We start from the raw sequence: 26,413 nt of genomic DNA, 5'->3' as shown, positions 1-26,413 counted from the left end.
ACCTCATCCCGGCCGCGACGGTTGATCCGTGGTGGGCACTCTGCTGAAGTGGGACGAGTACGCCACGGCGTGGGCGCGGCTGCACGGGGGGTTCGACCCGCGGTCTGCCGCCCCCGTGGTGCGCGCCTGGCTGCGGTTCGCCTACCACGTCGGATACGTGCTGGGCCGGCTCCGGGTCGGGCCGACCGCGGTGACGGTGGTCGGGGTGCTGCTCTGCGTCTGCGTCCCGGTGTTCGCCGTACGGCCGGAGGACGGTCCCTTCCTCGGGGCGCTGTTCGTGCTGCTCGCCGGGGTCGCCGACAGCGTGGACGGCGCCGTGGCGGTGACCACCGGCCGCACCACCCGGCTCGGCTACGTCTACGACTCGGTGGCCGACCGGCTCGGCGAGGCCGCCTGGCTAGTGGCGTTCTGGCTGGTCGGGGCGCCCGGCGCGCTGGCGGCCGCGGCCGGCGCGCTGTCCTGGCTGCACGAGTACGTGCGCGCCCGCGCGGTCTCGGCCGGCATGCGGGAGATCGGCGCGGTGACGGTGGGGGAGCGCCCGACCCGCGTCCTGGTGGCACTGGGCGGGTTGCTGGTGGCCGGGCTGGCCGGGCTGATCGAGCCGGACCTCGCGGCCGGCACCATCACCATGGCGACGGCGGTGTGGGTGCTGCTCGCCGGCTTCGGCCTGGGCCAGCTCCTGGCCGCCGTACGCCGCACCCTCCTGGAAGCGGGCTGACCGCTCCCCCCTACTCCGCGATCTTGCACTTCGTGCCCCGACACCACACCACAGAAGCCACAATCCACGGGCCGAAACCGCAAGATCGCGGGCGACCGGGGGGGCGACGGGCGCGGGGGCGCGGGTTACGCGGGGCCGATCTCGGTGGCGACGATCTGGGCGGAGAGGGTGACCATCGGCAGGCCGCCGCCCGGATGGCTGGAGCCGCCGACCAGCCACAACCCGTGCACCGGCCCGCGGTTGGCCGGCCGGAGCAGCCCGCCCGCGGTGCCGTAGATCGCTCCACCCGGCGCGCCCGTCGCCGCGTCCAGGTCGGCCGGGGTGCGGATCTCCCGGAACAGCAGCCGGTCCCGCACGTCCACGCCGCGCGCCGCGAGCACGTCGAGGATCCGGTCGGCGTACGCCTCGGCGAGCCCCGGCCGGCGCCAGTCCACCGCCCCCGCCGCGGTGCCCTGCCGCGCCGCGTTGACCAGCACGAACCAGGCCTCGTGCCCGTCCGGCCGGGCCAGCGGGTCGTCGGCCACGGTCACGAAGACCGTCGGATCGGGCGCGGGCCGGGCCCGCACGCCCCGGCCCGGGTCGCCGAAGACCGCGTCGAACTCGGCGTCGGTGGCGGTCGGGAAGAGGACGGTGTGGTGGGCCAGCCCGGAGGAGCCGGTCACGCCGAGCAGCAGCACGAACCCGGCGAGGCTGCGGTCGGTGAGCCCGGCCAGCCGGCGCGGACTGGGCAGCAGGTCACGGTAGACGGTGAGCGCGTCGCAGTTGGCCACCACCACGTCGGCGGGGACGGGCGCCGCGACGCCGTCGAGGCGTACGCCGTGCACCCGGCCGCCCGCCGCGTCGATGCGGGTCACCGTGGCGCCGGTCTGCACGACCACGCCGAGGTCCAGGCAGCGCGACAGCAGCGCGTCGGCGAGGGTGCCGAGCCCGCCCCGCAGGTACCAGCCGCCGTACGCCAGCTCGGCGTACGGGACGGCGACCAGTGCCGCCGGGGCGCGACGCGGGTCGGCGCCGGTGTAGGTGGCGTACCGGTCGAGCAGCATCCGCAGGCGCGGGTCGGCGAGGTGCCGGCGGCCCAGCCCGCGCAGCGTCCGGCCCGGTGCGATGGCGGCCAGGTCGCCGAGCCGCCAGGCCAGCGCCGCGAGGTCGCGGGGGGAGTCGACGGGGCGGCGCAGCACGTCCCGCGAGGAGGCCGCCCACACCCGGGCGGCGCGGCGCCACAGCCGCTGCCAGTCGCGTGCCGCCCGGTCGCCGAGGGCCGCGCCGATGCGGGCCGCGAACTCGCCCGGGTCGGCGCAGGAGTCCAGGGTCGTGCCGCCCGGGAAGACGTGCCGGACGATCGGGTCCAGTGGCACCAGGTCCAGGTACTCGTCGAGCTTCGCCCCGGTCGCCTCGAACAGGTCGGCGAAGACCTCGGGAAGGGTGAGCAGGCTCGGCCCGGTGTCGAAGTGGAACGGCCCGGCCTCGGTGTCGCGTACGTGACGGCCCAGCTTGCCGCCGACCGTGTCGGCCCGCTCGAAGACGGTCACCTCGTGCCCGGTGGCGGCCAGCCGGGCGGCGGTGGCCAACCCGCCCACCCCGGCGCCGACGACCACGATCCGCGCCATCCCGCGCCTCCTAGCTGACCGGGCGGCCCCGCCAGGACAGCCGCCGCCGCTTGCGCAGATGGTACGACCGCAGGGTCAGCCAACCGAGTAACCCGACCGACACGGGGTGTGCCAGCGCGTCGGGCCACCACCGGCCCCCGGTGGCGCGGGCCGTGACGATCCGCCCGGCCACTCCGAGCAGGTACGCGACCACCGCGACCAGCGCCACCGCGGCCGACCCGGCCGCGAGCGCGGCCACCGCGAGCAGCGGCGGCGCGACGTACAGCAGGAACAGCAGGGCCATCGCGGCGGCCGCCGCCCCGGGGTGCCCGAAGCTGGCCCAGAGCGACTTCGTGTAGCCGTCGCGCAGCTGCGGCCAGTCCGCGTACATCCAGCAGGCCGCCAGCCGTGAGCCGTCGGCCAGCGCGATCCGCCCGCCGGAGCGTTTGACGGTCCGGGCCAGCTCGATGTCCTCCAGGATCCGGTCGGCGACGGCCGCGTGCCCGCCCGCCCGCAGGTAGCCGGCCCGGTCCACAACCAGGAACTGCCCGCCGGCCGCGGCCAGCGACGGCCGCGGGGACCGTTCCACGGCCCGCAGCGGCAGGAAGGTCAGCCAGAGCCACTGCAGCAGCGGCTGGACGAGCCGGTCGGCCGCCGTCGTCGCCACGATCCGGGGGTACGGCGACAGCAGCGTCGCGCCCGCCGCGCGCAGCTCGGCGACCGCCGCCGCCACGGCGTGCGGCGCGAGCACCACGTCGGCGTCGACGAAGACCAGCACGGTGGCCGCCGGGTCCGCCCGGGCGGCGAGCTGCCAGCAGGCGTACGGCTTGCCCAGCCAGCCCGGCGGGAGCGGTGCCCCGTCGAGCAGGGTGACTCGCGGGTCGTCGCCCACGATCGCGCGGACCACGTCGGCCGTGCCGTCGGTGGACCCGTCGTCGAGCACCACGATCCGCAGGTCGGGCACCCCCCGCTGGTCGAGCAGGGCCGCCAGGCAGGGGCCGACACGGGTGGCCTCGTCGCGCAGCGGCAGCAGCACGGCCACCGGCTCGGTCACGCCGGCCGCGGGCGGGGCGGGGCGGCGCAGCCAGCGCGTGGCGTTGACCAGCGTGTGGCCGGTCAGCGCGGCGACGCCGAGAGTGAGCGCGACGACGTACGTCATGCGGCCGCGTCGACGCCGGAGGGTTGCCGTCGCTTCTGCGGCCCGCCGCCCGGCCGCGCGGCACGCAGCAGCAACGCCACCGCCAGCGGCACGGCGGTCACCCCCATGCCGAGCGCGCCCCAGAGCGCCGACGCGGGCAGGTCCAGGAAGACCGCGTGGGCCAGCACGCTCGAGGCGTACGTCCAGAGGTAGAGCGCCAGCATCGGGGCGTCCCGCCCGTCGGTGACCGCCGTGGCCGGCCCGGCGAGCGGTCGCAGCGCGCTCATGAGCACCAGCGCGAACAGCAGCCAGCCCAGGTAGTTGCTGACCGGGACGCCGGGCAGGCCGGGCAGGGCCGGAACGGCGTCCCGCCAGCGCCAGTAGCCCTCGTCGACCATCTGCGGATCGAGGAAGAGGTCCCAGGTGGCGAGCCCCACCGCGGCCAGGGCGACCCGCCCGGCCACGAGCCGACCGGCGGCCGGGGCCGGTGACCCGGCGCGCGGGGTGGTGAGCCGTACCGCCGCCAGCCAGGCCGGCCAGGCCATCCAGGTCCAGGCCAGCGGGATGATCAGCGGCACGCCGGCCAGCTTCGGCCCCAGCTCGCCCGAGTAGTCGTAGCTGCCGAACGGCACCCCGGTGGTCACCCCGACGGCCTCGACGGCGAACCCGCCCCCGGTGGCCACCACGACCAGCGCCGCGGCGGCCCGCGGCCCCCGGCTGAGCAGGGCGTGGCCCACCGAGAGCAGGTAGCCGAGGACCACGGTGGCCACGGTGAGCCGCGCTCGGGTCGTGCCGGCGGTCAGCGGGTAGCAGATCTGGGCGAGCACCAGGACGGCCAGCAGCGCCCAGGGTGACCGCCGCCGGATCATGCGGCGGGAGGCTCGAGCGGCAGGTCCCGGCCGAGTACGCCGAACGGCCGCTCGTCGCCGGGGAAGTGGAAGTCGCGCAGCACGTCGGTGAAACCGAACCGGCGGTACAGCCGCCAGGCACGGGACGTCTTCTCGTCGGCCTCCGGAGTGGAGAGCAGGGTGGTGGTCCCCTCGGCCATGCCGAGCAGCGCGCGCAGCTGCCGCGCGCCCAGCCCGTGCCCCTGCGCCGGCGGCCGGACGTGCAGCTCGACGACCTCGAAGCAGTCGGTCAGCCAGCGTTCCCGGGCCGCCGGGTCGAGCGCGCGCTGCACCTGGTCGTGCCACCACTGCCCGGAGGCGCCGCGGTAGCCGTACCCGAACCCGGCGAGGTGGCCCTCGCTCGTGAGGCTCGCCACCGCGCGGAACCCGGGCCGGCGTGCGTGGGTGGCGATGTAGCCGAGGCGGGCCTCCAGCAGGTCGGTCCGGTAGCCCATCGCCTCGCCGTAGACGGCCACCACGTCGTCCAGCCGTCGGAGGAGATCGTCCGGGGTCCACCGCACCAGCCTCATGCCCACCCACCTCTCGTGTCCTCGTCGCCGCCCGCGACCCAGCCCAGCACCGTGCGGTCGCCGACCACACCGCGTACCGCGAACCGCGCGAAGAGCTCCTCGGCGTACCAGCCCTCGGTGGGGGTCCGCGTGATCGCCGAACGGTGCTCCGGGTGACGGTACGCGAACGCCACGAGGTCCGCCGCGTCGCGCCACACGCTCACCGTGCCCTGCCAGCCGAGCGGAGCCTCGCCGACACCGAACCGGGCCAGCAGGCCGGGCGCGGTGCGCAGGGCCGCCGCGACCGGCGGGACCGCCCGCCAGAAGGTGACCGCCCGGCGCGGTCGCAACCGGGCCCGGGTCAGCGCGAGCACCGGGCCGGTGACCCGGTCGCCGGACGGTTCGCCGAACGGGCGCCGGCGCGACCACTCGCCCCGGCTGGCCAGCGGGCGCAGGTCGACCCGGACGGCGGAGCGGGCGACCCGGGCCCAGGCGCGCGCGACCGGTGTGTCGTCGAAGCCGGCCGCCGCGGCGGGGGAGTCCCAGACGGTCAGCGCCGCCCACCGGGTCGGATCGACGTCGCCCGGTCCGAAACCGGTGCCGGCCCCCGTGCCGAGCAGCTTGGCGAACCGTACGCCGGGGGTGGCGCGCAGCCGGCGCGGATCGGACGCCATGCGGGCCAGCACCCGGGGCAGCGCGGCCGGGGCGGTCCGCCACACGTGCAGGGTGACCAGCGGTGCGTCGCTCACGTCGCCGCTCCGGCGCGTGGCGGCCCGCTGCGGTGCCGGACGGCCCGCTCGCTCACGCCACCTCGGCCGGGATGCCGCCGGTGATCCGGAGCAGTTCGGTGTAGGTCGTCGGGAAGACCGCCCGGGGCACGCCGCCGGCCGCCCAGATCTCGTGGTGCGTGGCCAGCGCGGTGTCCACGAGCGTGCGCAGCGGTCGGGGGTGCCCGAGTGGGGCCACGCCGCCGATCGGCTGCCCGGTGTGCTCACGGACGAACTCCGGGCTGGCCCGGCGCAGCCGGGTGAACCCGTTCGACGCGGCCAGGCCCGCGGGGTCCACGCGGTGCGCGCCGGAGGTGAGCACGAGCAGCGGCGCGCCGTCGGCTTCGAAGATGAGCGAGTTGGCGATCTGGCCGACGTCGACGCCGAGCGCCTCGGCGGCGGCCGCGGCGGTGTGCACGGCCTCGGGCAGCAGGCGGACCGTGCTGGGCGTGCCGGAGGCGTCCCGTGCGTCCGCGCCGGCCAGCGCGTCCTGCACCGCCCGTACGTTCGGGTGTGGCTGCATGCGGTCATTGTCGCTGGTCGACTCCGGGCGGTCCCGCCCGGGCACGCCGTATCCCGGCCCCTCTGCGGGAGGACGGCCCGGGAGGGCCGGCGCGTCACACGTTGCATTTTCGTCGGAGGGGAGGTGTACTGTCAGCAGTAGTTAGAACGAGTGTTCGATTGCCTCGAACGTTCGTTCCAACCTCCCCGGAGCGGTGTTTCGCGGCACGGCTCCGGGCCGGTGCGGCACCGCGGGCCGCACCTGGGACCCGGGCAGTCGCGAGCCCGGACCCGATCAGGCAGGAGCGTCGCCCGCCGCCCACGACCCCCGGGCGGCGGGCGACGAACCCGCCGGTACGCCGGCCGGGTGTGGTGTGGGGAAGCGTCCACACCCGGCCGGCCCCACACCGGTGCGTCTTCCTCCGCACCACTCGACCCGGCGCCCGCCGGCGGAACGTCCGCCGCTGGTCGGCCGCCTCGGCCACGTGGAGGAGACAGTCCCATGCCGACCAACCCGGCCCAGCCACCGACGGTGCCGGCGCACGTGCTGCCGCACCGCACCCCCGCCCAGCTGCTCACGGTGGCCCGGCACGGGCTGACCGAGGCCGGCCAGACCCGCCCCGACGGCCTCCGCTACGCCGCCGCCCACCTGGCCGCGCTGCGCGCGGCCGCGGCGATGCTCGCCGCCCGCGCCCGGCCCGCCCCCACCCGGCGCAACGGCATCACCAGCGTCTGGGTCCTGCTCTCCGCCGTCGCCCCCGAGCTCGACGAGTGGTCCCGCTACTTCGCCGCCGGCGCCGGCAAACGAGCCGCCGCCGAGGCCGGCATCCCCCGGGTGGTGAGCGCCCGGGAGGCGGACGACCTGCTCCGCGCCGCCGAACAGTTCGTCGCGGTGGTGGAGACCGCGCTCGGCGTGGCCCACCAACCGGCGCTCGACGGGCTCGCCGCCTGATCCGCCGCGCGGCGCGTCCGTCGGCCCCGCGGGGCCGACGCCGGGTGGTGCCCGGCAGCAACACCTGATCCAGCAGCAACGACGGGGGGTTGGTCCGATGGCGGGCCGCATGGTGGTCGGTTCCGCCGCACTGGCCGGTCTGGTCCGTCCGGCGAGCGCGCCGGACCCGGCGGGCGGCCACCGGGTCCTGCCCGTGGCTCCCGAGCTGACCGGGCTGCTCCCCAGCCGGGGGATGCGCCGTGGCAGCACCATCGCGATCGCCGCCGGCCAACCACGGCGCAGCGGCGGCACCTCGCTGGTGCTGGCGCTGCTCGCCGAGGCGTCCCGGGCCGGTTCGTGGTGCGCCGTGGTCGGGGTGCCGACGTTCGGGGCGAACGCCGCCGCCGAACTCGGGATCGCCCTGGACCGGGTCGCCCTCGTGCCGGCTCCGGGGCCCGACTGGGCCACCGTCATCGCCGCGCTGATCGACGGGGTGGACGTCGTGGTCACCGCGGTGCCCGCCGCCGTCTCCTCCTCGGTCGCCAACCGGCTGGCCGCCCGGGCCCGGCAGCGCGGCTGCGTGCTCGTCCCGTACGGCCGGTGGGACGGCGCGGACGTGACGTTGCAGGTGGTCCGGGGGGCCTGGGAGGGGCTCGGGTCGGGCCGGGGCCGGCTGCGTCGCCGGGAGGTCACGGTCTCGGCGCGAGGGCGGGGGGCCGCGGCCCGCCCCAAGGAGGTCACGGTCTGGCTACCCGGCGACGAGCTGACCCGGGTGATTCCCCGCGTCGCGCCCACCGCGGGCCGTCCGGCCGCCGCCCGGCTCCGCCCGGTGGCCGCACCCGGCCGCACCGTCGCCGCGGTGTCCCGCCGGGGCGCGCTCACCCTGGTCGGTCCGGCATGACCGACGCGCCGGTACGCACCCTGCTGCTCTGGTGCCCGGACTGGCCGGTGCTCGCCGCCGAGATCGTCGACGGGGTGCCGGCCACCGGCCCGGTGGCCGTCCTGCACGCCAACCGTGTGGTGGCGTGCTCCGAGCGGGCCCGGGCCGAGGGGGTGCGGCGGGGCCTGCGCAAACGGGAGGCGCAGGGCCGCTGCCCCCAGTTGACCGTCGTCGAGTACGACCCGGGGCGCGACGCCCGGGCGTTCGAGCCGGTGCTCGCCGCGGTGGAGGACCTGGTGGCCGGCGTGGAGGTGGTCCGCCCCGGCGCCTGCGCGCTGCCCGCCCGCGGGCCGAGCCGCTACCTCGGCGGTGAGGAGGCGGCCGCCGAACGGATCATCGAACACGTCGCCCAGACCTGCGCGGTGGAGAGCCAGGTGGGGATCGCCGACGGCGTCTTCGCCGCCGGGCTGGCGGCCCGCACCGGGCGGATCGTCCCGCCCGGTGGGACCCCGGCGTTCCTCGCCGGGCTTTCCGTCGAGGCGCTGGGCCGGCCGGCCCTGGCCGACCTGCTGCGCCGGCTCGGGGTGCGTACCCTCGGTGACTTCGCGGCGCTGCCCGCCGGCGACGTGCTGGCCCGGTTCGGGTTCGACGGCGCGCTGGCCCACCGGCTGGCCGCCGGGCGGGACGACCGCCCGCTCGCCGTCCGCCAGCCACCGGCCGACCTGACGGTGACCGCCGAGTACGACGAGCCGGTCGACCGGGTCGACGCCGCGGCGTTCGCGGCCCGGGCGCTGGCCGAACAGCTGCACGACCGGCTGGCCGGGCACGGGCTGGCCTGCACCCGGCTCGGCATCGAGGCGGTCACGGCGCACGGCCAGGAGCTGCACCGGGTCTGGCGCCACGACGGCCTGCTGACGGCCGCGGCCATCGCCGACCGGGTCCGCTGGCAGCTCGACGGCTGGCTCACGGGGAGCAGCGGGCGTGGTGGCGCCGGCCGGTCCCGCCCGACGGCGGGGATCATCCGGCTGCGGCTGGTCCCGGACGGGGTGCTCGCCCAGGCCGGCCTGCAACCCGGCCTGTGGGGGGAGACCGGCGAGGAGCGGGAGCGGGCGCACCGTGCGTTGAGCCGTGTGCAGGGCATCCTCGGCCCGGAGGCGGTGCTCACCGCGGTGCTCGGCGGCGGCCGGTCCCCGGCCGACCAGGTGCGGCTGGTGCCGTGGGGCGACGAGCGGCTGCCGGCGCGCCCCGGTGGGCCGCCGCTCCCCGGTGAGCCGGTGCGGTCGGGGGAGCCGCCGTGGCCCGGCCGGCTGCCGCCGCCCGCGCCGGCCGTGGTGCTGCCCGCCCCGCTCGCGGCGACCGTGCACGACGCGGCCGGCGAGCCCGTGGCGGTCAACGCCCGGCTCCAGCTCAGCGCCGCACCCGCCCGGCTGACCGTCGGCACCGGCCGCCCGGCCGAGATCACCGGATGGGCCGGGCCGTGGCCGGTCGACGAGCGCTGGTGGGCGCCGGCCGAGGCCCGCCGCCGGGCGCGGTTCCAGGTCGGCCTCGCCGACGGCACCGCCCTGCTGCTCGCCGTCGAGGCGGGGCAGTGGCTGGTGGAGGCGATCTATGACTGAGCGCGACGGGCTGCGGTCCCCGGGCGTGTCCCGGCGGTGGACGCCTGCGCCCGACGACCTGATGCCTCTGCGTCATCAATATGCCTCTGAGGCATCACGCTCGTCGAAGACACCGTCCGCAGGGCGCGGGCCGACGGCGTCACGGGTGGCCGGATGAGCTTCCACAACCCGAAGATGCCCTGGTCCGAGCTGGAACGGGTGCTTTCCGGACACCCCGGCGGCGCCGGCCGGGGGCGGTCCCGCGACGAGCGGCACCTGCACGTGGTCGACCCGCTCGCCGTGGACGCCGACGGCGGCGACAGCCCCGCCTGGAGCCGCAAGCGGGAGCAGTACGAGCCGCCCGCGGTGACCCGCCCCGAGGGCGCCGTCCCGTACGCGGAACTGCACGCGCACACCAACTTCAGCTTCCTCGACGGGGCGAGCCACCCGGAGGAGCTGGCCGAGGAGGCGGCCCGGCTGGGGCTCACGGCGCTCGCCGTCACCGACCACGACGGCTTCTACGGCGTGGTGCGCTTCGCCGAGGCAGCCCGGGCGCTGCACCTGCCCACCATCTTCGGCGCCGAACTCTCCCTCGGGCTGCCCGGCCCGCAGAACGGCGAACCGGACCCGCTCGGGCGGCACCTGCTCGTGCTGGCCCACGGTCACGAGGGGTACGCCCGGCTGGCCAGCACGATCGCCCGGGCCCAGCTGCGCGGCGGCGAGAAGGGCCGCCCGGTCTACGGCGAGCTGGAGGAGGTGGCCGCCGAGCTGCGCGACCACGTGCTGGTGCTCACCGGCTGCCGCAAGGGGCACGTGCCGGCGGCGCTGCTCACCGAGGGCGTCGACGCGGCGGCCCGCGAACTGGACCGGCTGACCGCGCTCTTCGGCGCGGAGACGGTCGCGGTGGAGCTCACCGACCACGGCCACCCGGTCGACGCGGACCGCAACGACGCGCTCGCCGAGCTGGCGGCCGCGGCGGGCCTGCCCACGGTGGCCACCAACAACGTGCACTACGCGACCCCGGGGCGGCGGCGGCTCGCCACCACCGTGGCGGCCGTCCGCGCCCGGCGCAGCCTCGACGAGATCGACGGCTGGCTGCCCGCCGCCGCCACCGCCCACCTGCGCAGCGGGGCCGAGATGGCGGCCCGGTTCGCCGCGTACCCGGGCGCGGTGGCCCGGGCCGCGGAGTTCGGCGCCGAGCTGGCCTTCGACCTCCAGCTGGTCGCGCCGGAGCTGCCGGCGTACCCGGTGCCGCCGGGGCACACCGAGATGAGCTGGCTGCGCCACCTGACCGAGCGGGGGGCGCGGGAGCGCTACGGCCCGCGGGAGGCGCACCCGACGGCGTACGCGCAGCTCGACCACGAGCTGGACATGATCGAGACGCTGGGCTTCCCCGGTTACTTCCTGGTGGTCTACGACATCGTCACGTTCTGCCGCGAGCAGGACATCTACTGCCAGGGCCGGGGCTCGGCGGCCAACTCGGCGGTCTGCTACGCGCTGCGGATCACCAACGTCGACGCGGTCCGGCACCGGCTGCTCTTCGAGCGGTTCCTCGCCCCCGAGCGGGACGGCCCGCCCGACATCGACGTGGACATCGAGTCCGACCGCCGGGAGGAGGTCATCCAGCACGTCTACGCCCGCTACGGCCGGGAGCACACCGCCCAGGTGGCCAACGTCATCTCGTACCGGCCCCGGTCGGCGGTGCGGGACGTGGCCAAGGCGTTCGGCTTCTCACCGGGCCAGCAGGACGCCTGGAGCAAGCAGATCGACCGGTGGGGCTCGGTCGCCCCGGTCGACGTGGAGGACATCCCCGAGCAGGTCGTCGAGTACGCCAACGAGCTGCAGACGTTCCCCCGGCACCTGGGCATCCACTCCGGTGGGATGGTGATCTGCGACCGCCCGGTCATCGAGGTCTGCCCGGTGGAGTGGGGGCGGATGCCCGGCCGCAGCGTGCTCCAGTGGGACAAGGACGACTGCGCCGCCGTCGGCCTGGTCAAGTTCGACCTGCTCGGCCTCGGCATGCTCTCCGCGCTGCACTACGGCTACGACATGATCGGGATGAGTCTGGACCTCGGCGACATGACGCTGGACGACCCGGAGGTCTACGACATGCTCTGCCGGGCCGACTCGGTGGGGGTGTTCCAGGTGGAGAGCCGGGCGCAGATGGCCACCCTGCCCCGGCTCAAACCGCGCGAGTTCTACGACCTGGTGGTCGAGGTGGCGCTGATCCGTCCCGGCCCCATCCAGGGCGGCTCGGTGCACCCGTACATCCGGCGCCGCAACGGCCAGGAGCCGGTGACCTTCGCGCACCCGCTGATGCGCAACGCCCTGGAGAAGACCCTCGGCGTGCCGCTGTTCCAGGAGCAGCTCATGCAGCTCGCCATCGACCTGGCGGGCTTCGACGCGGCCGGCGCCGACCAGTTGCGCCGGGCCATGGGGGCCAAGCGTTCGGTGGAACGGATGGCGAAGATCGCCGACCGGCTCTACGCCGGCATGGCCGAGCGGGGCATCACCGGCGAGCTGGCCGACGACGTCTACCGCAAGCTCACCGCGTTCGCGAGCTACGGCTTCCCGGAGAGCCACGCCATGAGCTTCGCCTACCTGGTCTACGCGAGTTCCTGGCTCAAGCGCTACCACCCGGGGCCGTTCCTGGCTGCGCTGCTCAACGCCCAGCCGATGGGCTTCTACTCGCCGCAGACCCTGGTCGACGACGCCCGCCGGCACGGGGTGGAGGTGCGCCGACCGGACATCAACGCGAGCGGGGCGAAGGCGGTGCTGGAGTCCACCCCGGACACCCGGTGGGGCAGCGTGCCGGGGGAGCCGCCGCACGCCTGGGGGCTGGGTGGTCCCGCCGTCCGGCTCGGGCTGTCCAGCGTCCGTACCCTCGGCGACGACGTGGCCGAGCGCATCGAGGCGGAGCGGACGGCGGGCGGGCCGTACCGCGACATGCCGGACCTGGCCCGACGGGTCGGCCTGACGGCCGCGCAGCTGGAGGCGCTGGCCACCGCGGACGCCTTCGCCTGTTTCGGGCTGACCCGCCGGCAGGCCCTCTGGGCCGCCGGCGCGGCGGCGCAGGACCGGCCGGGCCGGCTGCCCGGCACGGTGACCGGCACGTCCCCGCCCACCCTGCCCGGGATGGAGGCGGTGGACCGGCTGGTCGCCGACGTCTGGGCCACCGGCCTGTCCCCGGAGAGCCACCCGGCCCGGTTCATCCGCGACCGGTTGGACGCCCTCGGCGCGGTGCCGATCGCCCGGCTCGGCCGGGTGGAGCCCGGCCAGCGGATCCGCGTCGGCGGGATCGTGACCCACCGGCAGCGGCCGGCGACCGCCAGCGGGGTCACGTTCCTCAACCTGGAGGACGAGACCGGCATGCTCAACGTCACCTGCTCGCCCGGGTTGTGGCAGCGCTACCGGCGGGTGGCCCGGACGAGCGCCGGGCTCGTGGTGCGGGGGCGGCTGGAGCGGCACGAGGGGGTGGTCAACCTGGTCGCCGACCGGCTGGACGCGATCGAGCCGCCGGTCAGTCCCGCCTCCCGCGACTTCCGCTGACCCCGCCCGTGGCACGCCCGGTGTCGGAAGCGGCGTGGGCCCCCGTCAGCCGGCCAGGCCGGCGAGCGCCGTGCCGGCGCTGCCGAGCAGGCCGACCAGCACGATCCGCCGGAACACCACCGGGTCGATCCGGTGGAACAGCCGGTTGCCCAGCCACCAGCCCAGCGGTACGGCGGGCAGCGCCACGAGGGAGATCCGCACCAGGTCGGCGTGCACCTGGCCGGCGAGCACGAATCCGCCCAGTCCCATGAGGCCGGTGCCGGCGAACGTCGCGGCCACCGTCGCCCGGAAGGTGCGCGGGTCGTAGCCGAGCGAGTGGAACGCGGCGACCAGCGGTGGCCCGTTGGTGCCGGTGGCGGCCGTGAGCACGCCCACGAGCACGCCGACCGCGCCGAGCCCCACCGGGCCGGTGCGCATCCGGACGCCGAGCCCGACGAGGGCGACGCAGCCGAGCACCACCACCGCGATGAGTGCGCTGAGCACCCGCTCCGGCGCCCGGGCGAGCACCAGCAGGCCGAGCGGCAGGCCGAGCAGCGCGGTGCCGTTGAGGAGCGCGGCGACCCGCCAGCGGGCGTACGCGCGTTCGCGTACGGCGGCCGTGAGGGTCAGCCCGATGCTGGTCAGGGCGGAGACCACGACCGCGGCGCGGGGATCGATCGTCGCGGCGAGCAGCGGAACGGTCACGAGCGCGTAGCCGAACCCGCTGACCGCCTGGGCGAACGCGCCGACCAGGACGATGCCGAACGCGGCGAGCGGTAGGAGCACGCCGACGAGCCTGACCGGTCGGCGGGCGGGCCGGGCGGCGACCCGTTCCCGGCGAGACCCGGACCACATCGTCTTCACCGGTGGCACTCCGCGCCGGATCGGGCGGATGGGGGTTTGAAATTCCGGAGAACCGGAGAAGTGCTGGTCCGCGCGGGCAGGGCTGCCCGGGCGGTCTCAGGAGGATGCCATGTCACGGAAACTGCGGGCGACCGCGATCGCCGGGGTGCTCGCCCTGGCGGTCAGCGGTTGCGGGGGAGTCGGCGGCGGCGACGATGACGCCGGCGGCACCGCCGCCAAGGGCACGCTCAGCACGATGGGGTTCGGCCTCTCCGACGAGATCGCCAGCACCCGTGTCGACGCGTTCAAGCGGGACCACCCGGGCGTGGATCTGAAGATCACCGAGGGCGCGTTCGACGAGCAGCAGTTCCTGTCCGCGGTGGCGTCGGGCAACCCGCCGGACCTGGTCTACATGGACCGCAAGCTGATCGGCACGTACGCGACCCGCGGCTCGATCCAGCCGCTCACCGACTGCGTCTCGAAGCAGAAGATCGACATGGCGCAGTACCGGCCCGCCGCCCGCAACCAGGTCACCCTCGATGGCACCGTCTACGCGATCCCGGAGTTCTCCAGCGTCCGGGTGCTCTACCTGAATGAGAGCCTGCTCCGGCAGGCCGGGCTGACCGTCGACGACGTGAACGTGGCCGACTGGGCGGGGCTGCCGGCGCTCAACGCGAAGCTCGCGAACGTCTCCGGCGGCCGGCTCACCCGGATCGGAATAGACCCGAAGATCCCGGAGTTCCTGCCCATGTGGGCCAAGGCGAACGGGGTCGACATGATCAGCCAGGACGGACGGACCGCCCGGCTGGACGACCCCAAGGTGGTCGAGGCGCTGACCACCGGCCTGAAGCTCGTCCAGGACCAGGGTGGGTTCGGCAAGTTCAAGTCCTTCCGGGACACGTTCGACTTCTTCGGGGCGCAGAACCCGCTGGTCAAGAACCAGATCGTCGCCTGGCCGATGGAGGAGTGGTTCCTCAACCAGGCGGCCAAGAACAGCCCGAAGGCAGAGCTCGTGGTCAAGCCGTTCGTGGACCGGCAGGGCAACCCGCTCACCATGTCCGCCGGGCAGGCGTGGGTGATCACCAAGGGCGCCAAGAACCCGGACGCCGCCTGCGCGTTCGTGAAGCAGATGACGGCCACCGACACCTGGCTGGCCGCCGCGAAGGCGCGGGCCGACGCCCGCAAGGCGGCCGGTCAGCCGTTCACCGGGGTGTGGACCGGCAACGCGGAGGCGGACAAGAAGATCTTCGACGAGCTGTACCAGCCGACCGGCAACAAGCGGTTCGACGACGCCGTGGCGACCATCCGCTCGGTGCAGGACGTCGCGTTCGCCATGCCGGCCTCGCCGGCCGGAGCCGAGTTCGACAAGGCCTGGTACGACGCGGTGAACCGGGTGCTCGCCGGCCAGGCGCAGCCGGCCGAGGCGCTGGCGCGCGCCCAGCAGGAGGCCACGGCCGCGCTGGACAAGGCCGCGAAGTAGGCCGGTGATGGCCACCACCGTCACCGCTCCCACACCGAGCGCTCCCGCTGCGGGCCGGCGGCGTCGTACGCCGCTGGCCCGGCGGGAGGCCCGCTGGGCGTGGCTGTTCCTGGCGCCGTGGATCGTCGGGTTCCTGGTGTTCCAGGCCGGCCCGATGATCGCGAGCGCCTGGCTCAGCTTCACGGAGTACGACGTGATCAACCCGCCGGAGTACACCGGGCTGGACAACTACCGCGAGCTGATGGCCGACCCGCAGGTCGCCCGCAGTCTCGGCAACACGGTCTACTACACGGCGCTGCACGTACCCCTTGTGATGATCATCTCCCTGGGCCTGGCCCTGCTGCTCAAGCGGGTGGGCCGGTTGCAGGGCTTCTTCCGTACCGTCTTCTACCTGCCGGTGATGACCCCGGCGGTGGCCGTCGGCATCCTCTTCCTGCTCCTGCTCAACACACAGGACGGCCTCATCAACCGCGGGCTCGGCCTGCTCGGGATCGACGGCCCGAGCTGGACCACGGACCCGAACTGGGTGATGCCGGGCATCGTCCTCATGAGCCTGTGGAGCCTCGGCTCCACCGTGATCATCTATCTGGCGGCGCTGCAGAACGTGCCGCGCGACCTGTACGAGGCGGCGAGCATCGACGGAGCCGGCGGCTGGGCCCGGTTCCGGCACGTGACCCTGCCGATGATCTCCGGTGCGCTCTTCTTCACGCTGATCGTCAACACGATCGCGTCGCTGCAGATGTTCACCGAGGTCTACACCATGTACTTCGGCAACCGGGAGACGCAGAACCGGTTCAACAGCGACGCCGCCACGTTCTACGTCATCCACCTGTTCCAGGAAGCCTTCCAGTTCCTGCACATGGGGTACGCCTCGGCGATGGCCTGGCTGCTGTTCCTGATCATCATGGTGATCACACTTGTGCAGGTGAAGCTCAGCAACCGGTTCGTGTACTACGAAGGGGAACAGAAGTGACGGGGAACAACGGCCACAACGGCGTGGCCAACGCGCGTCGGACCCGGCTCACCGCGGGCTGGGTGCCGGAGCACCACACGGAGCCGCGCGAGTACGAGGTGACCGACGGCCCGGTGGCCAACGCCCGGCGATCCCGGGTCGAGCGCGATCCCGCGGCGGGGGCGGAGTCGTGACGGCCGCGGTCGAGCGGAGCGCCGTCGCCCCGGTGCCCGGCGTCGAGCCGGACCGGGCGGCGCTCCGCCGACCGGCGGCGCAGGAGCCGGGACGGCCGGTCTGGCAGCGCGTGCTGTTCGTGTGCGCGCTCGTCGGCGCCGCGGTGATCTTCATGCTGCCGTTCGTCTGGCTGGTCGCCGCCTCGCTGCGCCCCCGCGAGTACGTCTTCGCGCCCGGCGTCCTGCCCGTGCCGTTCGCCCCGGAGAACTACGTCGACGCGTGGCGGGCGGTGCCCCTGGTCACCTGGCTGCTCAACAGCGTGGTCGTGGGCGTGGCCGCCGCGGCCGCCGTCACCCTCTCCAGCGCCTGGGTGGCGTTCGGGTTCGCGTACTTCCGCTTCCCCGGCCGGAACCTGCTCTTCGGGCTGGTCCTGGCCACCATGATGCTGCCCTTCGCGGTCACCATGATCCCCACGTACCTGATCTGGTCGGAGCTGCGGCTCACCGACACCCAGGTGCCGCTGTGGGCGGGCAACCTGTTCGGCTCGGCGTTCTACATCTTCCTGCTGCGGCAGTTCCTGCTCTCGCTGCCCCGCGAGTACTTCGAGGCGGCCCGCGTCGACGGGGCCAGCTACCCGCAGCTGTTCTGGAAGCTCGCGTTCCCGCTGATCCGCCCGGCGCTGCTCGTGGCGTTCGTCTTCGAGTTCAAGGCGAGCTGGACGGACCTGCTCAAGCCGCTGATCTACCTCCGCGACGAGCACCTCTACACCCTGCCGCGCGGGCTCAAGGTGGTGCTGGACCGGTTCGGCTACGGCGGCGAGCAGCAGTGGGAGGTGGTCCTGGCCGGCAGCGTCATCGCCACCGTCCCGATGATCATCCTGTTCTTCCTCGCCCAGCGTCACTTCATCGAGGGCATCGCCACCACCGGTCGCAAGGGCTGACTGGACCGGGTGACTAGGCTCGACCGGGTGGAGCAGACCCGAGGCCGGTTCGCCGGGCCGCCGCTGACCCCTCGTACCGCCGTGATCTGGTCCGTGCTGCGCGCCGAGCTGGACCGGCGGGGCGGCGGCGACCTCACCGTGCTCGACGTCGGTGGCGGCACGGGCGGCTTCGCCGTCCCGCTCGCCGAGGCCGGGCACCACGTCACGGTGGTCGACGCGAGTCCCGACGCGCTCGCCGCGCTGACCCGCCGGGCCGCCGAGGCCGGGGTCGCCGACCGGGTACGCGCCGTGCAGGGCGACGGCGACGCCCTCGCCGGGCTCGTCGAACCGGCCGAGGCCGACCTCGTGCTCTGCCACTCGGTCCTCGAGGTCGTCGACGACCCGGCGTCCGTGGTGGCCGCGCTGGCCACCGCGCTGCGCCCGGGCGGCGCGGCCAGTGTGCTGGTGGCCGGCCGCGCCGCCGCCGTGCTCGCCCGCGCCATGAACGGCCACCTGGACGTCGCGGCCACCCTGGCCGCCGCCCCGGCCGGCGCCGCCGGCCCCCGGGACACCCTGCGCCGGCGCTACGACGCCGACTCCGCCGCCGCGCTGCTGGGCTCCGCCGGGCTCGTGGTCGAGGAGATCCACGGCGTACGCGTGCTGGCCGACCTGCTGCCGGCCACGGTCGCCGACGGCCAGCCGGGCGTCCTCGTCGAGCTGGAGCGGGCCCTCGCCGGCCGGCCGCCGTACCGGGACCTCGCCGCCCAGCTCCACCTGTTCGCCCGCCGCCCGGCATGACGGGCGGCGTCACGCCGGAGCCGTCCGGCCCACCCGCCGCTTCCGGGCCCAACGGTGGCGTTCCGGCGCCCGATCCGTTGGCCCTCGTCGCGCCCCGGTACGGCGACGGCAGCCTCGCCGACGTGCTGCCCAGCGCACTCGCCGTGCTCGGCGTGCCCGGCGCCACCGACCGGCTCGGCCTGACCGGACGGCTCGCCGGGGTACGCCGGCTCGCCGTGCTCCTCGTCGACGGGCTCGGCTGGTACCAGATCCCCACGGCCGCGCCGTACGCCCCGACGCTCGCCGGCCTCGCCGCCACGGTGGGCCGCCCGCTCACCTCCGGCTTCCCGTCGACCACCCCGACCAGCCTCGTGACCCTGGGCACGGGCGCCGCGCCCGGCGCGCACGGGGTGCTCGGCTTCACCGTCCGGGTCCCCGGCTCGGACCGCGTGCTCAGCCACATCGAGTGGGCCGGCGACCCGGACCCGCTGCGCTGGCAGCCCGTACCGACCCAGCTCGAGCGGGCCCGCGCGGCCGGCGTCGCGGTGACCGTGGTGAGCCGGCCCGAGTTCGGCGGCAGCGGGCTCACGGTGGCCGCCAACCGGGGCGGCGACTACCGGGGCGCGGCGGGAGCCGACGCGCTCGCCGGCACCATGCTGGCCGCGCTGCGGGCCGGCGCCGGCCCCACCCTGGTCTCCGGCTACCACCCCGACCTGGACCGGCACGGCCACCTCACCGGCGTCGACTCGGCGCCCTGGCGCGTCGCCGCGAGCGAGGTGGACGCGCTGCTCGCCCGGCTCGTCGACGGCCTGCCGACGGACGCCGCGCTGCTGGTCACGGCCGACCACGGCCAGCTCGACGTGCCGGCCGGGCACCGGTTCGACCTCGACACCGATCCCCGGCTGCGGGCCGGCATCGAGGTGGTCGCCGGCGAGGCGCGGGTCCGCTACCTGCACGTCGTGCCGGGGGCCGTGGACGACGTGGTGGCCACCTGGTCGGCCGTGCTCGGCGACGCGGCCCGGGTGCGGACGCGCGACGAGGCCGTCGCGGCCGGCTGGTTCGGGCCGGTCCCGGAGGAGCACCTCGGACGCATCGGCGACGTCGTGGTGACCTGCAACGACACGTACGCCGTCCTGGCCACCCGGTCGGAGAGCCCGCTCGCGTCCCGGCTGGTGGCCTACCACGGATCGGACACCGCCGCCGAGATGACCATCCCGCTGCTGGTCGTCCGCGGCTGACCGCCGGTCGGTTTCGTCGTACCCGGGGGCTAACCTGCCGGAATGGGCCGCAGCCAGTCGTTGCCCCGGGGCGGTGATCCGCGCTTCGGGCCGGACGCCGACGACTCCGGCAGCCCCATCCTGCACGTCGACATGGACGCGTTCTTCGCCTCCGTCGAGGTGCGCCACCGGCCCGAGCTGCGGGGCCGGCCCGTGGTGGTCGGCGGGCTCGGCCCCCGCGGGGTGGTCAGCTCGGCCAGCTACGAGGCCCGCCGCTACGGCGTACGCAGCGCCATGCCGATGATGCGGGCCCGCTCGCTCTGCCCGCACGCCGTCTACCTGCCGCCCGACTTCGCCGCCTACACGGCCGCCTCGAAGGCGGTCATGCAGATCTTCCGCGACGTCACCCCGCTCGTGGAGCCGCTCTCCCTCGACGAGGCGTTCCTCGACGTGGCGGGCGCCCGCCGGCTCTTCGGCCCGCCGGCCGAGATCGCCCGCGCCATCCGCGCCCGCGTCGCGCGGGAGCAGGAGCTGACCTGCTCGGTCGGGGTGGCGCCCAGCAAGTTCGTGGCGAAGCTCGGGTCGACCAGGGCCAAGCCGGACGGCCTGGTCGTCGTCCCGGCGGCCCGTGTGCTCGACTTCCTCCACCCGCTGCCGGTCGACGCGCTCTGGGGCGTCGGCGAGCGCTCCGCCGAGGCGCTGCGGCGGCTCGGCCTCGCCACCATCGGCGACCTGGCCGAGGCGCCGTACGCGATGCTCCGCAAGGCGCTCGGCGAGGCCGCCGCCGCGCACCTGCACGACCTGGCCTGGGGCCGTGACCCGCGGGGGGTGAGCCCGGAGCACGTGGAGAAGTCGATCGGGGCGGAGGTCACCTTCGACGCCGACGTGGCCGACCCGCTGGAGATCCGGCGGGCCCTGCTGGCGCTCGCCGACAAGGTCGGCGCCCGGCTGCGCCGGGCGGGCCAGGTGGGCCGCACCGTGTCCCTCAAGGTGCGCCTCGCCGACTTCCGTACGCTCACCCGCTCCCGCACCCTCCCGGTGCCGACCGACACGGCGAGGGAGATGTTCGACACGGCCTGGGCGCTGTTCACCGCGCTCGATCCCGGTGAGCGGGTGCGGCTGGTCGGCGTACGCATGGAAGGCCTCGCCGCGGCGGGGGAGACGCCCCGGCAGCTCACCCTGGGCGCACCCGAGCGGGGCTGGCGGGAGGCGGAAGCTGCCGCCGACGCCGCCGCTGCCCGATTCGGGCGGTCCGTCATAGGTCCGGCCAGTCTGCTCGGCAACCGCGACGCTCACCGAAATGAAAATCCACGCCGGCCATAGGTCGTCCCGCTTTCCGACGCGCGACCCCCCTCGTAGACTTGCGGGTAAGCAGCCGGTTGGCTGCCACGGTCTGTCGGTCCGAACGGGCCGACCAACGTGACCGGGGAGGAGTGCCGTGCCGCTCTCGGAGCACGAGCAGCGGCTGTTCGAGCAGATCGAGCGGTCGCTTGCCGAGGACCCCAAATTCGCCTCGGCCGTGCGCGCCAGCGATCCGCGTTTCCACGCGCGGCGTCGCCTGCTCGTCGCTGCCGGCGTCATCATCGCTGGCCTGGCCCTGCTGGTCTATGGCGCGGTGATCAAGACTCCGCCGCTGGCCGTGGCGGGGTTCGTGGTCATGCTGGCCTCGGCCGCCTTCGCGGTGCAGTCCCACCGCCGGGCGCAGTCGCCCGACCTGCACGTGGTGGGCGGCACGACCAGTCGACGCCGCGGCGGTCGCGGCCGCACCGGTCGACGCCTCTCGTTCCTCGACCGCATGGAGGACCGGTGGCGTCAGCGCCCGGAGGGGCATCGCTGACCCGCGCCGGCCGCTGAACCGGCTCGACCGCCCCCGGTCCGGATCGTCCGGGCCGGGTTGTTGCTGAGCTGGTTCGGGTGTCGTGCTGGTCCCGGGGGCGGGGCTGGTTCGGGCGCTGGGCTGGTTCGGGCGCTCCGCTGGTTCCGGTGGTGAGCTGGGTCGGGCGGTGGGCTGGTTCGGCTGTTGGGCTGGGTCGGGCGCTGAGCTGGTTCCGGTGGTGAGTCGGTTCCGGCGCTGGGCTGGTCCCGCGTGCTGGGCCGGGTCGGGTGGTGGGCCGGTTCGCGCGGTGAGCCACGGTGGCGTTTCGGTCGACCTGGTCGACCTGGGGCCGGACGGCTGCCGGTGCGGTGCCAGATCGGCGAAATGGCGGGGTCCGGGGAGTGCGGATACCGCCATATCGGCGATCTGGTGTGGATCTTGAGCGGTGCTCCGCCCTGGTGAGTGCGGCCGCGCGACCGATCGGACGGTTCGAGGGCTCCAGGCCGCGATCGTTCGTGGCGGCGGGTTGCCGGGACGTCTTAGTCCCCGTGATCGACTCCGTTTCCGTGAAGTCGCGGTGTCCGGGAGGGCGGGATGCCGCGACTTCACCGAACCGGAGTCGATCAAGCGATGCGGAGCTTGAAAGGGGCTCGGGTCGCGCGGCTGTGTCTGTCGACCGACCGCCAAGCGGCCGGCGGAGGGTCGGACGTGCTGCGAGGGGGAGCTTGCGGTGGACTGGTCGACCTAGCGTCAGTCGGTGCGGCGCCAGATCGGCGATATGGCGGGATCCGGGGCGTGAGGACACCGCCTTTCCGGCGATCTCGTGTGGATCTTGTGCGCGTTCCGCCTCGATGAGTCGGCCGGCGCGCCGACCAGACTTGTCGAGGCTCCAGGGCCGTGACTGTTCGTAGCGGGTGGCTGCCGGGGCAAGCAGCAACCGGCGGACCGACCAGCAGGCGCCCGGACCGGGGACCCGGCGGCGGATCGACCCGCCACTGGCTGACCCGCCTACCCAGGGCGCCCGCTCACCCTGCTGCTCGGCCACCGGCCACCGGCCACCGTGCTGCTCGGCCACCGGCCACCGTGCTGCTCGGCCACCGTGCCGCCCGGCCACCGTGCTGCTCGGCCACCGGCCACCGCGCCGCCCCGCCACCGGCCACCGTGCCGCCCCGCCACCGGCCATCGGGCTGGCCCGGCCCGCCGGCGAGCGGGTCGTCAGGGGACGGCGCCGCCCGCCGGCGGCGTGATCAGCGGGCGGCGCGGTCGGCGAGCAGGCGGCGCGGGTTCCAGCGCAGCATGCGGCGCCTGTTGCGGCCGGTCACCGCCACGAGGCGGGCCGAGGTGTCCGCCAGGGCGATCCGCCAGCGCGCCAGCACCGAGGGCGGGAGGACGGCGGCGAGCAGCCGCGTACGCCGGTTGGCGCCCGCCGCGAGAGCGCCACGGACCGCGCGCAGCGCCGGCGTGAGGGGCTCGCCGGTGAGCGGGTCGCGCGCGTACCGGGCCCGCTCCTCGGCCCGCCCGAGCAGCCGCACGGCCGTGACCGCCTCGGTGTGGTCGGTGAGGGTGTCCCGGACCAGCCGGTCGGCGGTCGCGCGGGGGGTTTCCGTCCGGTCGATGCGCACCCGGTAGTCCACCAGCGTGTCGAGCAGCTCGTCCCACGCGGCGTGCGCATCGGCACGGGCCCGGTCGGCGTCCGCACCGACCACCACCATGCGGGGTGCGGCGCTGCGGCCGACTCCCACGTCGGATGCGGCGGACGTGGCGGGCGTCGCCACCCGGCGGCCACGGCGCCGGCGCAGAGCCAGCCGGCGCAGCGCCGGCACGGCCAGCAGCAGGAGCAGCGCCAGCGACCCGGCCGCCCACCACGGCCAGACCGGCGCCTGGTCCGTGGGGGTGTCCGAGCCGAGCGAGAGCCCGGTGTCGGTGTCGCGGTCGGCCGTGTCCGGGCCGGCCGCGCCGGGCGACTCGTCGGCCTGCTGCGGCGCGTTGGGCGCGCCGGGCTCCTCGGTGACCGGGTCGGGGGCGTCGGTGTCCGGTGCCCACGACGAGCGCGTCGAGCCGGCGACCCCGTACGCCGGGGTGGCGTCGAAGGGCACCCAGCCCATCCCGTCGAAGTAGACCTCCGTCCAGGCGTGCAGGTTGCGGTTCGTCAGGACGTACGTGTTGCCGTCGCGCTTGCTGCCGTTGCTGAAGCCGAACGCCACCCGGGCCGGGATGCCGGCCTCCCGCACCAGCCAGGCCATGGCGGCCGCGTACTGCTGGCAGAAGCCGACCTTGTTGGTGAGGAAGTCGACGATGTCCTTGCCGCTCGTGCCGCCCTCGGTGCGCAGCTGGTAGCTGAACCCGTTGTCGGAGGAGAAGTAGTCGTAGATCGCCCGGACCTTGTCGTACTCGGTCGCCTTGCCCCGCACGAGCCGCGACACCAGGTCCTGCACCTCGGGCACCGGTGGGGTCTCCGTCTGCCGCCGCTGCAGCAGCGGGTGGTCGGCCGGCAGCGGCCGGGCGGTCCGCAGCGCGGCCGGGGTGTACGTCGAGCGGACGTACTCGAAGGAGTAGCGCTTGTTGCGCGAGTTCTCCCGGTTGGAGTAGACGATCTGGCGGTCGTTGTCGTAGAGCCAGTTGGCGTTCAGGTCCTCCGTGCGCGACGGCTCCGAGTAGATCGGCAGCAGCGGCATGGTGAGGTCCCCGGTGATCTCCACGCTGGCCCGGTAGCGCTGCTGCCGGACCCCGCCCTCGCCACGCACCGGCGGGTCGGGCAGGTCACGGGTGACCGGCCGCCCGCTGGGGTTGGTCACCCGGAAGCCGTCCGGCTCCAGGTCGTCGGCCACGCCGAAGCGCAGGTAGAACGGGTCGGGCTCGTTCGTGGTGACCTTGACGAGGTCGGCCACCTGGGACTCGTTGAGCTGCCCGCTGAGCGCGGCGAACAGATCGATCCGGCCGGGCGGGCCGCCGTGGCCGGGGCGTCCGTTGCCGCCGCCGCTGCCCGGCCCCGCGGTGAGAGTGTCGAGCAGGCTTCCGCCCATGCCCGGCACGGGCACGAGCGGCAGGAGCACCGCCACCGCCACGCCGAGCACGGCGAGCCGCCGGCCCGCGGCGGCCAGCGGGGAGGCCTCCCACACGTCGACGTCACGGCCGTCGCCCGTGAACCGCCGGCCGAACCGGCGGACGCGGTCGACGTTGTCGGCGCCCAGCAGCCAGAGGTAGCCGACGGCGCCGACCACGAACGGGGTCGGCGGGACGCTGTCCACGTAGACGGCGACCGGGACCGAGTAGATGGCGAGCATCGGCAGGCCCGCCAGCGCCGGGCGACGCAGCCCCACGGCGAGCAGGTCGACCACGACGGCCACCGCGCCGACGCCGAGGACCGTGATGAACAGCAGCGCCGGAGTGTCCGGCACCTCGACGCCGTAGGAGCGCATGTCCTGTGCCGAGCCGCTGAACAGCGCGCCGAAGTGCGCGAAGGTCGACGGTGTGGGCACGACGGCGAGCAGCTCGCCGCCGCCCGGGAAGAGCCAGGTCAGCGCGAGCGTCAGCCCGGCCAGCATGCCGAGCGCCTGCCCCCAGAGCGGGGCGCGGAGCACCCGGGTCAAGGCGGCCGCACCGGCCACCACGGCGACCGCGATGGCCGACTCGATCAGCCACGTCCAGCGCTCGAAGATGGCCGACAGTGGCGCCGCGGCGAGCAGTGTCGCCCCGGCGGCCACGAGGCCCAGGTTCCGATGACCGGTCACGACGGCGTTCCTCCGCTCATGCCTTTGCTTCGCCGGGCGCCGCGCCGACGGACGGGTCGGTCCGGCGGCCTCTCCCGGGCGCCGCGCCGACGGACGAATCGGCCCGGCGACCTCTCCCGGGCGCCGCGCCGACGGACGGCCCGGGCGCGCCGGGCTGGCGGCCCCTCATCGCATGCCTCCGGCCACCGTCTCGGCGAGCGCGGCGCGCAGCGCGAAGCCCTGCGAGCCGCGGGCCGCCTGGGGCCAGATCGCCGGCAGCCGGCTGCCGTGTTCGACTCCGATGACCCGCCAGCCGCTCTGCAGCAGCGCCAGCGCGGCGGCGGCGTGCGCCTGCTCGGCCTCGGCGCGCGCCTTCTCCGGCAGGTTGAGCCAGGTGGTGCTGTCCATGAGGAAACCCACGCAGGTGGCGCCGTTGGCCCGGAGCCCGGCCAGCAGCTGCGCCTCGGCGGTGCTGAGGGAGCCGAACACACCGATGATGAGGCCGCCGTCGGAGCGCTGCCGGACCCGCTGCACCAGCCCCGTCACCTCGGCCAGCCGGTCGAGGCGGACCTCGGCGAGCTGGTCGAGCAGCAGCCCGTCGCCGCCGGCCTCGGAGGCGTCCACGTCCGCGCCCGAGCCGGTGACCAAACGCAGCTTGTAACCGGCCTGACGCAGGTGCACGGCGACGCTCGCGGTGGCCGAGACCGCCCATTCGAAGCTGGCCGTCGGGCCGTCGCCCCGGTGGCCGTACGAGCGGGTGTCGAGCAGCACCGTGGCCCGGCTCTCCCAGGGCTGCTCCTCGCGGCGCACCATCAGCTCGCCGGTGCGCGCCGTCGACTTCCAGTGCACCCGGCGCAGGTCGTCGCCCATCCGGTACTCCCGGGTCGCCGCGTCGTCCTCGCCGTGCACCGCCACCGAGCGGGCCCGGCTGTCGCCGCTGCCGGCGTACTCACCGGGGAGCCGGATCGAGGGCAGCGGCGTGACCTGCGGGATCACCGTGAGGTGATCGGTGCTGGGAAAGGCCCGGCTGAGCTCGCAGAGACCGAACGGGTCGGTGAGCCGCACGACGAGCGGACCCACCTCGTAGCGGCCGCGCACGTCGGCCCGCACCGTGTACGCCACGGAGCTGGCCTGGTGGGCGCCGAGCCGCTCGAGCACCACCCGGGGCCGGCTGCCCAGCGCGTAGGGCAGCCGGTCCTCCAGCAGCAGCGTGCCCGTGGGCAGGCGGGACATGTTCTGCAACCGCAGCACCACCCGGGAGCTGGCGCCGACCGGCACCCGGTGCGGGTCGAGCGAGCGGTTGCAGGCCAGCTTGTAGCGGCTGCGCCCGACGTAGGCCGCCGCGAGCAGCGGCAGGACGGCCAGCAGCACGGCCACCCGGAGCAGGTCCTTCTCGCCGAGGATCCCCGCCGACACGGCCGCGGCCAGCGCGGCCGCCAGGAACGAGCGGCCGCGGGTGGTCAGCCCGCGGAGCCCTTCGCGCAC

The 26,413-nt window shown here is 75.3% G+C and carries 22 protein-coding genes; 13 read left to right on the top strand and 9 right to left on the bottom strand.

Going from position 1 to position 26,413, the window contains the following annotated elements; genetic code table 11:
• Positions 1-28 precede the first annotated feature (28 nt).
• A complete protein-coding gene (locus ACSNOA_RS24185) occupies positions 29-718 on the top strand; it encodes a CDP-alcohol phosphatidyltransferase family protein (protein WP_436661665.1) in 690 nt (229 codons plus the stop codon).
• A gap of 125 nt (positions 719-843) precedes the next feature.
• Here the strand turns inward: ACSNOA_RS24185 and ACSNOA_RS24180 are convergent, their stop codons facing one another.
• Genes ACSNOA_RS24180 through ACSNOA_RS24155 form a run of 6 tightly spaced genes read right to left on the bottom strand, consistent with a single transcriptional unit; the run spans position 844 to position 6,128 of the window.
• Positions 844-2,325, bottom strand: a complete 1,482-nt coding sequence (locus tag ACSNOA_RS24180) for a phytoene desaturase family protein (RefSeq protein WP_436661664.1) — start codon at positions 2,323-2,325, stop codon at positions 844-846.
• A gap of 10 nt (positions 2,326-2,335) precedes the next feature.
• Positions 2,336-3,463 (bottom strand): glycosyltransferase, encoded by a 1,128-nt coding sequence (locus ACSNOA_RS24175; RefSeq protein WP_436661663.1) that lies wholly within the window; start codon positions 3,461-3,463, stop codon positions 2,336-2,338.
• The gene (locus tag ACSNOA_RS24170; RefSeq protein WP_436661661.1) at positions 3,460-4,311 is read right to left on the bottom strand and encodes a carotenoid biosynthesis protein; all 852 of its coding nucleotides are present in this window, start codon (positions 4,309-4,311) and stop codon (positions 3,460-3,462) included. The genes ACSNOA_RS24175 and ACSNOA_RS24170 overlap by 4 nt, the downstream gene beginning before the upstream one ends.
• Positions 4,308-4,859, bottom strand: coding sequence for a GNAT family N-acetyltransferase (locus tag ACSNOA_RS24165; protein ID WP_436661659.1), 552 nt, complete (start codon positions 4,857-4,859; stop codon positions 4,308-4,310). The genes ACSNOA_RS24170 and ACSNOA_RS24165 overlap by 4 nt, the downstream gene beginning before the upstream one ends.
• Complete coding sequence (locus ACSNOA_RS24160; protein ID WP_436661658.1) at positions 4,856-5,587, bottom strand: monooxygenase; 732 nt, start codon at positions 5,585-5,587, stop codon at positions 4,856-4,858. Before ACSNOA_RS24160 ends, ACSNOA_RS24165 begins: the two co-directional genes overlap by 4 nt.
• 52 nt (positions 5,588-5,639) lie before the next feature.
• Positions 5,640-6,128: a YbaK/EbsC family protein gene (locus ACSNOA_RS24155; RefSeq protein ID WP_436661656.1), complete on the bottom strand. Its 489-nt coding sequence runs from the start codon at positions 6,126-6,128 to the stop codon at positions 5,640-5,642.
• 480 nt (positions 6,129-6,608) lie between these two features.
• On the opposite strand from ACSNOA_RS24155, the gene ACSNOA_RS24150 reads away from it, so the two are divergent.
• The 4 genes from ACSNOA_RS24150 (at position 6,609) to ACSNOA_RS24135 (ending at position 13,061) form a co-directional block, all read left to right on the top strand.
• Entirely contained in the window at positions 6,609-7,058 is a 450-nt protein-coding gene (locus ACSNOA_RS24150; RefSeq protein WP_436661654.1) for an SAV_6107 family HEPN domain-containing protein, read from the top strand.
• 97 nt (positions 7,059-7,155) lie between these two features.
• On the top strand, positions 7,156-7,938 hold the full coding sequence (locus ACSNOA_RS24145) for a hypothetical protein (RefSeq protein WP_436661653.1): 783 nt from the start codon (positions 7,156-7,158) through the stop codon (positions 7,936-7,938).
• Entirely contained in the window at positions 7,935-9,533 is a 1,599-nt protein-coding gene (locus ACSNOA_RS24140) for a DNA polymerase Y family protein (RefSeq protein ID WP_436661651.1), read from the top strand. The genes ACSNOA_RS24145 and ACSNOA_RS24140 overlap by 4 nt, the downstream gene beginning before the upstream one ends.
• Positions 9,534-9,686: 153 nt before the next feature.
• Positions 9,687-13,061 (top strand): error-prone DNA polymerase, encoded by a 3,375-nt coding sequence (locus ACSNOA_RS24135; RefSeq protein ID WP_436661649.1) that lies wholly within the window; start codon positions 9,687-9,689, stop codon positions 13,059-13,061.
• Between the two features lie 45 nt (positions 13,062-13,106).
• Here the strand turns inward: ACSNOA_RS24135 and ACSNOA_RS24130 are convergent, their stop codons facing one another.
• The gene (locus ACSNOA_RS24130) at positions 13,107-13,826 is read right to left on the bottom strand and encodes a sulfite exporter TauE/SafE family protein (RefSeq protein ID WP_436661647.1); all 720 of its coding nucleotides are present in this window, start codon (positions 13,824-13,826) and stop codon (positions 13,107-13,109) included.
• 187 nt (positions 13,827-14,013) lie between these two features.
• Here ACSNOA_RS24130 and ACSNOA_RS24125 point away from each other — a divergent pair, with 187 nt between their 5' ends.
• From ACSNOA_RS24125 to ACSNOA_RS24090, 8 genes are all read left to right on the top strand, one after another.
• Entirely contained in the window at positions 14,014-15,363 is a 1,350-nt protein-coding gene (locus ACSNOA_RS24125; RefSeq protein ID WP_436661645.1) for an extracellular solute-binding protein, read from the top strand.
• A 7-nt stretch (positions 15,364-15,370) separates the two neighbouring features.
• Complete coding sequence (locus ACSNOA_RS24120) at positions 15,371-16,336, top strand: carbohydrate ABC transporter permease (protein ID WP_436661644.1); 966 nt, start codon at positions 15,371-15,373, stop codon at positions 16,334-16,336.
• Positions 16,333-16,509 carry a hypothetical protein gene (locus ACSNOA_RS24115; RefSeq protein ID WP_436661642.1) on the top strand — a complete coding sequence of 59 codons (177 nt, stop codon included), beginning with the start codon at positions 16,333-16,335 and terminating at the stop codon, positions 16,507-16,509. The genes ACSNOA_RS24120 and ACSNOA_RS24115 overlap by 4 nt, the downstream gene beginning before the upstream one ends.
• On the top strand, positions 16,506-17,429 hold the full coding sequence (locus ACSNOA_RS24110) for a carbohydrate ABC transporter permease (protein WP_436661640.1): 924 nt from the start codon (positions 16,506-16,508) through the stop codon (positions 17,427-17,429). Before ACSNOA_RS24115 ends, ACSNOA_RS24110 begins: the two co-directional genes overlap by 4 nt.
• A gap of 9 nt (positions 17,430-17,438) precedes the next feature.
• Positions 17,439-18,206 carry a methyltransferase domain-containing protein gene (locus tag ACSNOA_RS24105; RefSeq protein WP_436661639.1) on the top strand — a complete coding sequence of 256 codons (768 nt, stop codon included), beginning with the start codon at positions 17,439-17,441 and terminating at the stop codon, positions 18,204-18,206.
• The gene (locus ACSNOA_RS24100; RefSeq protein WP_436661637.1) at positions 18,203-19,423 is read left to right on the top strand and encodes an alkaline phosphatase family protein; all 1,221 of its coding nucleotides are present in this window, start codon (positions 18,203-18,205) and stop codon (positions 19,421-19,423) included. Before ACSNOA_RS24105 ends, ACSNOA_RS24100 begins: the two co-directional genes overlap by 4 nt.
• A gap of 42 nt (positions 19,424-19,465) precedes the next feature.
• Entirely contained in the window at positions 19,466-20,725 is a 1,260-nt protein-coding gene (locus ACSNOA_RS24095; protein WP_436661635.1) for a DNA polymerase IV, read from the top strand.
• Between the two features lie 115 nt (positions 20,726-20,840).
• On the top strand, positions 20,841-21,239 hold the full coding sequence (locus ACSNOA_RS24090) for a DUF3040 domain-containing protein (protein ID WP_436661634.1): 399 nt from the start codon (positions 20,841-20,843) through the stop codon (positions 21,237-21,239).
• A gap of 1,226 nt (positions 21,240-22,465) precedes the next feature.
• Here the strand turns inward: ACSNOA_RS24090 and ACSNOA_RS24085 are convergent.
• Together ACSNOA_RS24085 and ACSNOA_RS24080 are read right to left on the bottom strand one after the other, a co-directional pair.
• On the bottom strand, positions 22,466-24,949 hold the full coding sequence (locus ACSNOA_RS24085; RefSeq protein ID WP_436661632.1) for a transglutaminase TgpA family protein: 2,484 nt from the start codon (positions 24,947-24,949) through the stop codon (positions 22,466-22,468).
• 165 nt (positions 24,950-25,114) lie between these two features.
• Positions 25,115-26,413 (bottom strand): DUF58 domain-containing protein, encoded by a 1,299-nt coding sequence (locus ACSNOA_RS24080; protein WP_436661630.1) that lies wholly within the window; start codon positions 26,411-26,413, stop codon positions 25,115-25,117.

The sequence above is a fragment of the Micromonospora sp. URMC 103 genome, from assembly GCF_051386435.1.
Lineage (GTDB): Bacteria > Actinomycetota > Actinomycetes > Mycobacteriales > Micromonosporaceae > Micromonospora.
This window is presented reverse-complemented; position numbering and strand designations above follow the sequence as displayed.